The 13,065-nt window shown below is 40.5% G+C and carries 10 protein-coding genes; 7 read left to right on the top strand and 3 right to left on the bottom strand.

Going from position 1 to position 13,065, the window contains the following annotated elements; translation table 11 throughout:
- Positions 1-95 precede the first annotated feature (95 nt).
- The 3 genes from IPH84_08065 to IPH84_08055 form a co-directional block, all read right to left on the bottom strand.
- On the bottom strand, positions 96-2,141 hold the full coding sequence (locus tag IPH84_08065) for a DNA primase (protein ID MBK7173175.1): 2,046 nt from the start codon (positions 2,139-2,141) through the stop codon (positions 96-98).
- Positions 2,142-2,256: 115 nt separating this feature from the next.
- Positions 2,257-2,958, bottom strand: coding sequence for a hypothetical protein (locus tag IPH84_08060; GenBank protein ID MBK7173174.1), 702 nt, complete (start codon positions 2,956-2,958; stop codon positions 2,257-2,259).
- Between the two features lie 20 nt (positions 2,959-2,978).
- On the bottom strand, positions 2,979-4,019 hold the full coding sequence (locus IPH84_08055) for a radical SAM protein (GenBank protein MBK7173173.1): 1,041 nt from the start codon (positions 4,017-4,019) through the stop codon (positions 2,979-2,981).
- A 492-nt stretch (positions 4,020-4,511) separates the two neighbouring features.
- Here IPH84_08055 and IPH84_08050 point away from each other — a divergent pair, with 492 nt between their 5' ends.
- From IPH84_08050 to IPH84_08020, 7 genes are all read left to right on the top strand, one after another.
- A complete protein-coding gene (locus tag IPH84_08050) occupies positions 4,512-7,886 on the top strand; it encodes an isoleucine--tRNA ligase (protein MBK7173172.1) in 3,375 nt (1,124 codons plus the stop codon).
- Positions 7,887-7,951: 65 nt separating this feature from the next.
- Positions 7,952-8,353, top strand: a complete 402-nt coding sequence (locus IPH84_08045; protein ID MBK7173171.1) for a TraR/DksA family transcriptional regulator — start codon at positions 7,952-7,954, stop codon at positions 8,351-8,353.
- A gap of 9 nt (positions 8,354-8,362) precedes the next feature.
- Complete coding sequence (locus IPH84_08040) at positions 8,363-9,049, top strand: lipoprotein signal peptidase (GenBank protein MBK7173170.1); 687 nt, start codon at positions 8,363-8,365, stop codon at positions 9,047-9,049.
- Between the two features lie 193 nt (positions 9,050-9,242).
- Positions 9,243-10,748: a F0F1 ATP synthase subunit beta gene (locus tag IPH84_08035; protein MBK7173169.1), complete on the top strand. Its 1,506-nt coding sequence runs from the start codon at positions 9,243-9,245 to the stop codon at positions 10,746-10,748.
- Positions 10,749-10,792: 44 nt separating this feature from the next.
- Complete coding sequence (atpC, locus tag IPH84_08030) at positions 10,793-11,029, top strand: ATP synthase F1 subunit epsilon (protein ID MBK7173168.1); 237 nt, start codon at positions 10,793-10,795, stop codon at positions 11,027-11,029.
- Between the two features lie 130 nt (positions 11,030-11,159).
- On the top strand, positions 11,160-11,483 hold the full coding sequence (locus tag IPH84_08025; protein MBK7173167.1) for a hypothetical protein: 324 nt from the start codon (positions 11,160-11,162) through the stop codon (positions 11,481-11,483).
- Positions 11,484-11,698: 215 nt separating this feature from the next.
- Positions 11,699-13,054 carry a sigma-54-dependent Fis family transcriptional regulator gene (locus IPH84_08020; GenBank protein MBK7173166.1) on the top strand — a complete coding sequence of 452 codons (1,356 nt, stop codon included), beginning with the start codon at positions 11,699-11,701 and terminating at the stop codon, positions 13,052-13,054.
- The last annotated feature ends 11 nt before the right edge of the window (positions 13,055-13,065 follow it).

The following is a 13,065-nucleotide window of genomic DNA, read 5'->3' as shown; positions in this document are numbered from 1 at the left end:
AGCAGAAAAGCAGGTAGTATGGAATTTCTGAATAATTGGAGAACCCTCTGAGATAAATAAGTAAAGGAAGAAGTACTATCTTCCTTATTGATTCGCTAAATAATTGTCCTGCCCAGTTTCCCAAAATCGATCATATTGGCAACTTTTTGAACATTCCGGTAATGCTCCATCAGGTCAAGTTGTTCTTCAACGGTAGCAGCTGCTTTGATTTTATCCTCGATTTCCTTCATCAGTTGACGAACTCTTTTCGCTTTGAAAGAAAGGATACAATGAGGAATATGTTGATCGAGCACCTCATTTTCAAGTGCAAGGCGGATCTTTCGTCTTTCCCAGTTCGGACTGAAGGTATATTTTGTTGCAATCAGGTCAATCACAGCCTGTGTAATATCGCTGTCAGGATGGTTGGTAAGTTTCCTGTAATCGAGGTCTTGTGTCTCATCCAGCGTTTTGGAACCGGCATCAAATATTTTCTGGTAAAGTGGATTTGAGAAAGAGATTTCATCATTCCTGATATCTGTAATGATGAATCGTGCCACTTTAGTCTCCATTTTAACCGGCTTACCTGATTGCTCATCCGGATATTCAACCTGGATAGGTTCTTCCCCAAACAGCAATAACTGCCGGATGATCTCCTTTTCCTGCCATTCGGTGCTGAGCTTATCAAAAGTTTCATCCTGTTCAGGGGCAAAAAGATCGGGAGGTGGCTCAAGAATGGAAGCTTCTTCCTCTGTTGCCCCGGTTTTTTGAGAGAATTTCTTCCTGAGCAGTTTATTCAACTCACTCAAAACCGCCCTTTCATCCATTTCCATTTGGTGGGCACTCTCTCTGACATATGCCAACCGTGTAAGCCTGTCGGGAATCAAAGAAATGCTCTCAATGAAATCCTTCAGCACTGTTACCCGTTTAATCGGATCGGAACCTGTCTCTTTGAGTAAAAGATCAATCTTAAAATTGATAAAATCCTTTGAATTCTGGCTGATAAATTCTGTTACCTCAGTACTTCTTCGGGTCCTGGCATAGGAATCCGGGTCCTCGCCATCAGGAAAGAGTACAACCTTAACATTCATTCCCTGTTCAAGGATCATATCAATACCCCTGAAGGATGCTTTGATCCCAGCCGGATCGCCATCGTAAAGAATAGTGATATTGGGAGTATATCTTTTAATTAACCTGATCTGATCTGTTGTAAGTGAAGTTCCGGATGAAGAAACCACATTCTGTATACCAGCCTGGTGCAGGGAAATAACATCTGTATAACCTTCGACAAGGAAACACATATCATTGGCGGCAATGGCATTTTTGGCAAATGCGATGCCATAAAGGACTTTACTTTTATTATAAATCTCACTTTCCGGAGAGTTGACATACTTTGGTTTCGTCTTATCTGACGACATGATTCTTCCACCAAAACCTATCACCCTTCCTGCCTGGCTATGAATCGGGAACATTACCCTTCCCCGGAACCGGTCATATTGCTTTCCATCTTTATTGATGGTAAGTCCGGTTTTCTCCAGCATATCAAGACTGTAACCCTGTTTTAGCGCATGTTTGGTAAAATGATCCCATTCATCATGGCAATAACCCAGCTGGAATTTCTGTATAGTATCATCACTAAAGCCTCTTTCATGGAAATAGGACAATCCAACTGAGCGCCCTTCATCCGATTGTATGAGTTGTTCCGCAAAGAATTTACTGGCGAATTCTGACAACACTGACAGCCCTTCCCTGGCCGTTTTTTCCTGCAATTGTTCAGGTGACTCTTCTTCCTCCTGAATATCAATATGATATTTTTTAGCCAGGTATCTCAGGGCTTCCGGATAGGTAAACTTTTCATGCTCCATCACGAAATTCACCGAATTTCCGGCTTTTCCACAACCAAAGCATTTAAAGATACCTTTGACAGGTGAAACATGAAAAGAAGGCGTCCTTTCATTATGAAATGGACATAATCCAACCAGGTTTGATCCTCTCTTTTTCAGGGATACAAAATCTCCAACTACCTCTTCTATCCTGGAGGCATCTAGAATGGATTCTATGGTAGGATGTGGAATCAATGATTGAGATTTTACTTGAAGAAGCTGATGACTGTTGTAATTCCCACCAGGAAAAAGACAATTACCAAAATTGAGCTTAAGGTACAAAGGTAACAAGGAGTCCGGATAAAATGCAATCCTTCCATAATGATGACCCGGATAATTTATTTATACCTGACAGAAAAGAAGATCAGCTTATCACTCATAATTTAATCGGGCATTCCTAAAGGAAAAAAATCCCACCTCCATCAAATAATGGTCCATCATAAAGTTCAACCAAAGTCAGGTTATTTTCGTGAACAAAGGCCTGCATGATTTCGCGGTCACCACAAAAATTAAGATTGCCAATTACATAAAGTTTATTGTCAAAAATACCACAACAACCTCCTGTAAACCCGTGTTTAAACCCGGAAAGAACTGTATCAACCGGGGAAATATAAGTAACGTTTAATCCTGCACTTGAAAGGGCTATTTGAATACCCTTGTCTGAAGTAAGAAAAGCCTCATCATTTGCTGCTAAAAGGTTGCAACGTGTATACCCTTGATTAACATTGATTACTTTATACTCACTTCTCACATCATCAACTAAGCAAGTTGTAACTGATGGATCAGTGAAAGTTAGATTATGCACCAGGTGTTTTTGAGTAAATACAGCATTATACCAGGCTGTTTCAGGGTAAACATTTCCTACAGGATTTTTACCCAATTTAAAAGGAACTCCATGTTCTGATAACCTGTCAAGAATTTTCTCAGGAGTATTAGGTGCTGCAATAAGTCCCAAAGGTGTCTGACAGAAAAAAACATCCGGATGGCCGCTGATGGCATCATAAGTAATGCCCTTAGTAAAGAATTCCAGAACCTCTCCAAATGAAGAGAGATTTTTTTTTGCTTCTTCCGGAATGCGTTGATCAACAATTATCAGCATTTTAAATATTTTAGAAGCTATTAGTGCTTAGCTGCTTCTGAGAGTGGTTCTGTTGTAAATAGAAATTGCCGGCCTATTAATTCTTCATTTTCATGGAAAACCACTTTTTTGAAGTGTTGCAATAACATCTTTTTATTCAAGGCATAATGTCCGATTGCTGCATTTACCTGGCCAATTGGCACCTCAACCTTCAAGTAAGAATTCGCTTTGGATAGAATTGGATATACCTCCAGTTCTTTTTCAAATTCATCCTTCCACAATGCACTGGAGACCATTTCTCCAAATGCCACATGAAAGGGTCCGGCGACAAGGTTTTTACCTGATAATAATCCTTCAGATGGATGCAAGCCAATCCGGAGCACTTTAACACTGGATTGCTCAAATATTTTAACAATCTCTTTTGTCCAGGTTATTGCTTCTTCAATTGAGAGTGGATGATAGTTTCCCTTGTGATAATGAGCTTCAAGCTCAGTATCCTTAATAACCAGGGCAGGATAAATACGGGTAGATCCGGCTCCACATGCAATAATCTGATGTGCAGTATTCATGGCTTTCTCCAAAGTATCCCCGGGTAAACCCAACATCATTTGCAGCCCTAACTGAAAACCATTCTCAAGTATCAATGCTGAAGCCTTCTTTACATCTTCGGCTGTATGACCACGTCCAGAATACATTAAAACATTATCATCCATTGATTGCGCACCCAGTTCAATGGTTGTAACCCCGTATGCTTTCAGAAGGGATAAAGCATCATTATTAATATAATCGGGCCGGGTAGAAACGCGGATTCCACAGATCCTTCCTTCGTCCAGGTATGCCTTTGCTATTGTAAGATAATTCTTTTGACTAATTGGTTCAATCCCTGTGAAGTTTCCTCCAAAGAAACCAATTTCAACTGCATTTCCTGCCGGTATTGTTTCCAGTCTCTTTTCAATGATTTCTATCACCTCCTCATTCCCGGGCATGCATAAAGTCCCTGAAATTTTTTGCTGGTTACAGAATACACAACGGTTCGGACAAGCAAGTTCAGGAATAAAAACCGGAATAGTAAAGTGTTGCATGGGACAAAAATACAGTTTACAAATAAGAGAAAGTATAGATGTCAGGATTAGTGATGATATAAAATAAAAAAACCGGGGAGAGATTGGCCCCGGCTGCAAGTAGTAATGAAAGCTACATGAGGAGAAATTAACCTTTTGAGGCCTTTTTCTCTTTCTTTTCAGCCCTTTTTTCCTTTAAGGATTTGACGGGCTTTTTCTTTTCTTCTTTTTTCTCTTTATCCATCGACTTTCCCATGGCAAATAAATTTTAGTTTTGAAAGAACTAAATTACAATAGATTTTAGTGTGCAGCAAGTGTTTTTTTTCTTTCATTTAATTCAAGATGCACTGTTAACCGCATTTCTTCTAAAAATAATTATTCAGTATATAGAAAATATTATAAAGTTAACACTTAAGGATTGAGTTTCAAATCCGTAAGATACCTGTACCTAATGTGAATCAAATTTTTCTTAACTTTGCACACTTTTTAAAAAACTGCTCAAAACGATTGGAAATGGGTCATAAATATCCTGAATATAAGCAACTTAGTCTTACTCGAATTGGGAATGAGATACTGGACTTCTGGACCGAAAATCATATTTTCGAACAGAGTCTTGAAAACCGGCGTAATCATTCTCCTTATGTGTTTTATGAAGGACCCCCATCAGCTAATGGAATCCCGGGTATTCATCATGTGATGGCCAGAGCAATCAAGGATATTTTCTGCCGCTATAAAACATTGAAAGGGTATTATGTAGAAAGAAAAGCCGGTTGGGATACCCACGGACTTCCTATAGAAATAGCAGTTGAAAAAACATTAGGCATTACAAAGGAAGATATCGGGAAGAAAATCAGTGTTGACGATTACAATAAAGCCTGTCGCCAGGAAGTAATGAAATACAAGGATCTGTGGGATGACCTTACCCTGAAAATCGGGTATTGGGTTGATCTTAAGAATCCGTATATCACTTTTGATAACACCTATATTGAAACCTGCTGGTACCTCCTGGCACAACTTTACAAGAAAGGATTGCTGTATAAGGGTTACACCATTCAACCCTATTCACCTGCTGCCGGTACAGGCCTCAGCACACATGAACTGAACCAACCCGGCTGTTATCGTGATGTTAAAGACAATACAGTTGTTGCCCAGTTTAAGGTTCGTAAGGATTTCAATCATCCCTTAATTTCAACATTGATCCATGAAGAGGAAGCTGATACTTTCATTCTTGCATGGACAACAACCCCATGGACACTGCCTTCCAATACAGCACTTGCTGTCGGAAAAGATATTGATTATGTACTGGTCAGGACCTTCAATCCATATACACACCTCCCTGTAAGATTAGTCCTTGCAAAACCCTTATTTGGCAAATATTTCCCTGAAAAAAATGCTGAATTGCGGATTGAAGATTATGAACCCGGCTCAAAAGCTATCCCTTACTCAATACTTGCTGAATTTAAGGGATCAGAATTGGCCGGATTGCGCTATGAGCAGTTACTTCCTTATGCCCAGCCCGAAACAGGAGATGCTTTCCTGGTTGTAACAGCTGATTTTGTTACCACTGAAGATGGAACAGGTATTGTACATATTGCCCCAAGTTTTGGTGCCGACGACTTTAAAGTAGCCAAACTGAATGGCATCGGTGCCCTGACCTTAGTCGACAAGCAGGGAAGATTCACCGAAGAAATGGGTGAATTTGCTGGCAGATATGTAAAGAATGAATATATGAACGATAATGATCCACTTAAGTTTGAAAACGTGGATATTGACATTATCGTAAAATTGAAAAAGGAAAACAGAGCCTTCAAGACAGAAAAATACGAACACTCCTATCCTCATTGCTGGCGTACTGATAAACCTATCCTTTATTATCCATTAGACAGCTGGTTTGTACGTAGCACAGCTCTCAAGGACAGGATGATAGAGCTAAATAAAACAATTAACTGGAAGCCGGAATCCACCGGGACCGGCCGGTTTGGCAACTGGCTGGAGAACCTCAACGACTGGAATCTTTCCCGTTCACGTTATTGGGGGACCCCGCTACCCATCTGGGTTAGTGAGGACCGTGAAGAAGAACTTTGTATTGAATCTGTTGAGCAGCTAAAGGGCGAGATTGAAAAATCGATCCTTGCCGGTTTTATGCAAAATAGCCCATTAGCAGATTTCATTCCGGGGGATAACAGCTCCGAAAACTATAACCGATTTGACCTTCACAGGCCTTATGTTGATGACATCGTCCTGGTTTCCCCAACTGGAAAGAAAATGTTCCGCGAGCAGGACCTGATTGATGTTTGGTTTGACTCCGGGGCGATGCCTTATGCACAATTCCACTATCCTTTTGAGCGTAAAGCTGAACTTGAAGAATATTTCCCTGCTGACTTTATTGCAGAAGGTGTTGATCAGACCCGGGGATGGTTTTATACCCTGCATGCAATCGGAACCCTTGCTTTTGATTCTGTTGCTTTTAAAACAGTTGTTTCGAATGGGCTCGTTCTTGATAAAAATGGAAACAAGATGAGCAAGAGGCTGGGAAATGCTGTAGATCCGTTCCAGACACTTGAGAAATACGGTCCTGATGCCACCCGCTGGTATATGATCACCAATGCTCAGCCCTGGGACAATCTTAAGTTCGACCTTGAAGGAATTGCTGAAGTGCAGCGTAAATTTTTCGGTACACTCCACAACACTTACAGTTTCTTCGCATTGTATGCCAACATCGATAAATTCAGCTATTCAGAACCGGAAGTTCCTTTTACCGAACGCCCTGAAATCGATCGTTGGATTTTATCAGAGCTCAATTCCCTGATCTTAAATGTGGATGAAGCTTATGCCGATTATGAGCCAACCAAGGCCGGGCGTTTTATTGCTGATTTTGTAGATGCCCATCTCAGTAACTGGTATGTAAGGCTGTCGCGCAGGCGTTTCTGGAAAGGTGAGTATTCAAATGATAAAATTTCAGCCTATCAGACACTTTATCGTTGTCTGTTAACCATTGCTAAACTTGCATCACCTATTGCTCCGTTCTTTGCTGACCGGTTATTTATTGATCTGAATGGAATGAGCAAACTGGAGCCTTTTACTTCGGTTCATCTTTCCGATTTTCCGGTTGCTGATAAAAGCATGATTGATAAGCAGCTGGAAGAAAGGATGGAATATGCCCAGGAGATTTCCAGCATGGTATTGAGTTTACGTAAGAAAACCAATCTTCGGGTACGCCAACCCTTGCAGAAGATATTGATTCCTGTGTCCGGTGAGGAATTCCAGGCACAGATGGAGAAGGTAAGCAACCTTATTAGTTCAGAAGTCAATGTGAAAGAGATCGAATACCTCTCCGAATCAGCTGGCTTCATGGTAAAGAAGATCAAAGCCAACTTCAAAACCCTGGGTCCGAAGTATGGCAAGTATATGAAAGATATAGCAGCTGCATTGTCAGGCTTCACTCAGGAACAAATCAACCAGATTGAGAAAGATTCAAAATATCAGCTTCAAATCCAGGGTGATGATATTGAAATCCTGATTTCAGATGTTGACATCATAACAGAAGATATTCCAGGCTGGGTTGTGGCAAATCAGGGTACTCTCACAGTAGCACTTGATATCACCCTCACCCCTCAATTGATAGAAGAAGGGATTGCCCGGGAGCTTGTCAATAGGATTCAGAACCTCCGCAAGGACAAGGGCTTTGACGTTACCGATAAAATCAGTCTGAAGATTGAAAAAATCGATTCAATAGAATCAGCCATTGCCCATAATTATAACTATATTTGCTCGGAAACCCTTTGCGAAAGTCTCGAAATCTTTACCCCCGGAAATGAAAACGGCCAGGAAATTATTGAGCTGACTGATGACATTTCCATAAGAGTAGTAATTAATAGAACAAGTTAACACTTTGTTCGTTTAACCAGATAATAATTGAAGCAGAAATAACTAAGATTAATACCCCCCAGCATATGAAAGAGGATGAAGTAAAAGAGGAAAGAGTATATAACAGGTACGCAGATGAAGAACTGGAAGAGTTTCGGCTAATCATTCTCGATAAACTTGATAAGGCTCGTCGTGATCTTCAACTCCTGACTGAAGCCTATACCAATAGTAATGACCATGATATCATGGACACTTCACCTACTTTTAAAGTGCTTGAAGAAGGTTACCAGGTAATGTCAAAAGAAGAAAATGCCAGATTAGCATCCCGCCAGGAAAAGTTTATCCAAAATCTGGAGAATGCCCTTGTCAGGATTGAGAATAAAACATATGGTATCTGTCGTGCAACCGGCAAATTAATTTCCAAGGAACGCTTACGTTCGGTGCCACATGCAACTCTGAGTATTGAAGCCAAGCTTAACCAGAAATAAGTACTGGCTTTGAAGAAATCATTGCTTATCGTCTTTATGATCCTTTTAGTTGATCAGATTGTTAAAATCTGGATCAAGACTCATATGATGTTGGGTGAAGAGATCAGAATGGCCGGAAACTGGGCTATCATCCATTTCACTGAAAATAATGGGATGGCATTTGGTATGCAGTTTGCCGGCGACTATGGAAAGCTGTTTTTAAGTTTATTCAGAATAATTGCAGTTTTTTTTCTCATAGGATATATTTACCATCTCACTAAGAAAAAGGAGAAATTTGGCCTGATTGCCTGTTTCTCCCTGATCCTTGCCGGAGCTATTGGTAATATCCTTGATAGTGCTTTTTATGGAGTGATTTTCAGCGAAAGCAGCTATTTTAATGTAGCCCGTTTATTCCCTGCCGAAGGAGGCTATAGCACTTTCCTGCATGGAAAGGTAGTAGACATGTTTTACTTTCCAATTCTTGAAGGTACATACCCTTCCTGGGTTCCTTTTTGGGGAGGACAGCCTTTTCTTTTCTTCAGACCTGTTTTCAATGTTGCTGATTCAGCCATCACAACAGGTGTGCTTAGCCTGATCGTTTTCCAAAGGAGTTTCTTCCAGGTGCATAAAGTGGATGAGACTCCAGGCGAAACAGAACAAGGCAATGTGTCCGAAACAGCTGAGGACAACCAGGAACCCACCCTTCCGGAAAAATAAGATTGATCTTCAAATCAAACCATATTTGCCCATGAGTCCCTGATTCATGGGTTTTTTATATGTACCATTTATACTACTGCCCTGAAAATCTGATATTCTGATGATTATTTTCATTACTGTTTTGAATCATTTTAAATATCGGCATTGTTACATATCGGAAGTTTCTTAAATTTGCGTTTTAAACCAATTACTTATGTCAGAAAAGATTGTCGGCAAAATCTCTCAGATTATCGGCCCCGTTGTGGATGTAACTTTTGATGAAAATGTTCCCCTTCCCAACATTTATGATGCACTTACTGTTACAGGTACCACTGGTAATATTATTGTTCTGGAATGCCAGCAGGATACCGGTGAAAATACCATTCGTACCATCGCGATGGATTCAACTGATGGATTGAGTCGTGGTATGGAAGTAGTTGCTACAGGAAAAACTATTTCAATGCCTGTGGGAGATTATGTGAAAGGCCGATTATTTAATGTGATTGGTGATGCCATTGATGGTCTTCAACCTGTGTCACGTGAAAAGGAATACAGTATCCACAGGGATCCGCCAAAATTTGAGAACCTCACTACAACCAAAGAAGTCCTTTATACCGGAATCAAGGTTATTGACCTTATTGAGCCTTATGCTAAAGGGGGTAAGATTGGATTATTCGGTGGTGCCGGTGTTGGAAAGACCGTTATTATCATGGAACTCATCAATAATATTGCAAAAAGTTATTCCGGGCTTTCCGTTTTTGCAGGTGTTGGTGAACGAACCCGTGAGGGAAATGACTTATTAAGGGAAATGATCGAATCAGGAGTTATTAAATATGGTCATGAATTCCTCGAAGATATGGAAAAAGGTGGATGGGACCTTTCGAAGGTTGATCCTAAGGAACTTGTTGAATCACAGGCTACTCTTGTGTTCGGACAGATGAATGAGCCCCCCGGAGCACGTGCACGTGTTGCTCTCTCAGGCTTAACGATGGCAGAGTATTTCCGTGACGGAGATGAAAAAAGTGGTGGCCGTGATATTCTTTTCTTTGTAGATAATATTTTCCGCTTTACCCAGGCCGGATCTGAAGTATCAGCTTTACTTGGCCGTATGCCTTCTGCAGTAGGTTACCAACCTACACTGGCTACTGAAATGGGTTTGATGCAGGAACGTATCACCTCAACCAAAAGAGGTTCCATTACTTCAGTTCAGGCTATCTATGTACCTGCTGATGACCTTACTGACCCCGCTCCTGCTACAACCTTTGCGCATCTTGATGCTACTACCGTATTAAGCCGTAAGATCTCCGAATTAGGTATTTATCCTGCAGTTGACCCGCTTGATTCTACTTCACGTATCCTTTCCCCGGAAGTTGTAGGAGAAGAACATTATAATACAGCACAGCGTGTAAAAGCCATCCTTCAGCGCTATAAAGAACTCCAGGATATTATTGCCATTCTTGGTATGGATGAGTTATCCGACGAAGATAAACTCGTTGTATCAAGGGCTCGTCGCGTTCAACGTTTCCTTTCACAGCCTTTCTTTGTTGCCACCCAGTTTACCGGTATCCCCGGGACTTTCGTTTCCATCGAAGATACCATCAAAGGATTTAAAATGATCCTTGATGGAGAAGTTGATGAGTATCCGGAATCAGCTTTTAACCTGGTTGGTACAATTGAAGAAGCTATTGAAAAAGGCAAAAAGATGCTGGCAGGACAATAAAGTTCAAAATAAACATCATCATTTTATCCCAGTAAGTTTAGTACATGACAATAGAAATTGTTACCCCTGATACCACCATTTTCACCGGTGAGATTAGCCTGGCCCAACTTCCGGGACTCGATGGTTCATTTGAAATAATGAATAATCATGCCCCACTCATCTCCGTTCTTAAAAAAGGTAAAATCAAACTCATTGATTTGCAAAATCAGGTACAATTCTTTGAAGTGAACGGGGGTGTTGTTGAAGTACTAAAAAACAAGATTCTTATTCTTGCAGAATAGGAATTACAAAGGATTAAAGCATTACTGGAGGGTCTTCCCTCCTTTTTTATTTTAAGACAAACTTTAGTTTTCCGAGCCCCTTGCTTTTGCCTTCATAATTCCCTATCTTTAATGTAAAACCGGGACAATTATGAATACATCTTTTAGTATTTTCAAAGCCCTGAAACATCATCACAAGGAAGGGAAAGTTAAGTTTATCCTTTCAGGTTCTGCAAGCGATTATAATATCACTTACAAAAGCAATGATGATGTCACAAACCAGATCGCACATGCCAAAAAGCACTGGCATCATAGCTTTATCGCTCATGATGGGGACTATGTTTATTTTTCCGCACAATCAAATCAGCCTGATGCTGAAGTGCATGTTAAAATTATTTATCAAGGAAAAGTATTTAAAGAATCCACCGTTAATGGCGATTTCGCCCTTGCACTGACGGGTGGTTGTTTAAGCTGAACAAACGCTTTATGCTAGAGAGGGCTTCCATTGGAGGCCCTTCTTGTTTTATTACACACTACATTCATCAATGTCAAGAAATGCTTTGAAAAAAGGATGTTTGAAAAATCAATTTTCATTATATTTGTGGAATGTAAGTATTGTACCTGATTGTCATTCAACTATATAATGATTCTCCACACAAATTAACCAATTAACTCACAAATTCGGGTGATATGGACAAAATACTGATTATTGATGATGATGAGTGGAACCGCCAGATAATGCGGGAAACACTAAAGAAAGAAGGCTATATCTTATTCGAAGCTGTGGATGGTGAAAGCGGAGTGGCTACCGTTAGGAGGGAGAGTCCGGACGTGGTAATCACTGATTACCTGATGCCGGGGATCAATGGCCTGGAAGTGATGCTTGAAGTCCGAAAAATCAAAAGTAATCTGCCGGTTATTCTGTTAACAGGTTTTGGAGATGTTGGGCTGACCATCAAATCCATTCAGATGGGAGCCTTCGATTACCTGGAAAAACCGGTTAAATCTTCCCATCTTAAAACAGTTGTCAGAGATGCCCTTAATTCAGTTAAGGTGAGCAGTAGCCTGAATGAGGTGATCCCGGATGACATTTCTACCGTATTAGTTGATAACCTGCTTGTTGGCAAAACACCCCAGATGAAGGAAATCTTCAAGAATATCGGGCGTATTTCCATGAATAAGGTGAATGTAATGATCCAGGGGGAAACAGGGACAGGGAAAGAATTGATAGCCCGCCTGATCCATTTTAGTGGCATCACCCGTGAAAAACCACTGGTCATTGTAAACTGCAGTGCTCTTACTGAATCATTACTGGAAAGTGAATTATTCGGCCACGTTAAAGGTTCATTTACCGGTTCTATACGTGATAAAAGCGGGAAATTTGAACTGGCAGGTGAAGGAACTATTTTCCTCGACGAAATCAGTGAAATTTCACTGAATACCCAGGTTAAATTATTACGTGTTATCCAGGAACTGGAATTTGAAAAAGTAGGTGGTGAAGCAACAGTTCCAATGAAAGCCCGGATTATAGCAGCTACCAACAAGGACCTGGAAGAGCTGATTAAACAAGGGAAATTCCGCGAAGACCTCTATTACCGTTTAAAAGTATTCACCATCAACCTTCCTCCTCTCAGGGAGAGAAAAGATGATATCAGGGATCTGGTTATCCATTTCCTCCACAAACTCAATAAGCGATTTAACAAGAGTGTAGTAAAGATTGGTGATGGAGTTATTGAACTGCTGCAGGAACATGAATGGCAAGGAAATGTTAGGGAACTCGAAAATACGATCCTTCAAGCCATTGTAATGTCGAAAACAGATGTGCTTGAGAAAGAGAACATTACCTTAATTTCAAGAAGTCAGTCTGTAGTAGACCATAGTAGCATTGATTCTCATTACAAAACACTTGCGGACCTTGAGAAATTCCATATCAAAAGGGTTCTGGATGAACTGAAGTGGAATAAAGTAGAAGCAGCCAGGTATCTCGATATTACCAGGCCTACTTTAAACGCTAAGATTGAAAGGTATAATCTTATACAGGAATAAAACTGTATCTG

The organism is Bacteroidales bacterium, from assembly GCA_016707785.1.
Taxonomy (GTDB): Bacteria; Bacteroidota; Bacteroidia; order Bacteroidales; family UBA4417; genus UBA4417.
This window is presented reverse-complemented; position numbering and strand designations above follow the sequence as displayed.

Coding starts and splice junctions, on each gene's coding strand:
- IPH84_08020 (MBK7173166.1), top strand. CDS start 11,699: ATGGACAAAATACTGATTATTGATGATGATGAGTGGAACCGCCAGATA.
- IPH84_08035 (MBK7173169.1), top strand. CDS start 9,243: ATGTCAGAAAAGATTGTCGGCAAAATCTCTCAGATTATCGGCCCCGTT.
- atpC (MBK7173168.1), top strand. CDS start 10,793: ATGACAATAGAAATTGTTACCCCTGATACCACCATTTTCACCGGTGAG.
- IPH84_08055 (MBK7173173.1), bottom strand. CDS start 4,019: ATGCAACACTTTACTATTCCGGTTTTTATTCCTGAACTTGCTTGTCCG.
- IPH84_08045 (MBK7173171.1), top strand. CDS start 7,952: ATGAAAGAGGATGAAGTAAAAGAGGAAAGAGTATATAACAGGTACGCA.
- IPH84_08050 (MBK7173172.1), top strand. CDS start 4,512: ATGGGTCATAAATATCCTGAATATAAGCAACTTAGTCTTACTCGAATT.
- IPH84_08060 (MBK7173174.1), bottom strand. CDS start 2,958: ATGCTGATAATTGTTGATCAACGCATTCCGGAAGAAGCAAAAAAAAAT.
- IPH84_08025 (MBK7173167.1), top strand. CDS start 11,160: ATGAATACATCTTTTAGTATTTTCAAAGCCCTGAAACATCATCACAAG.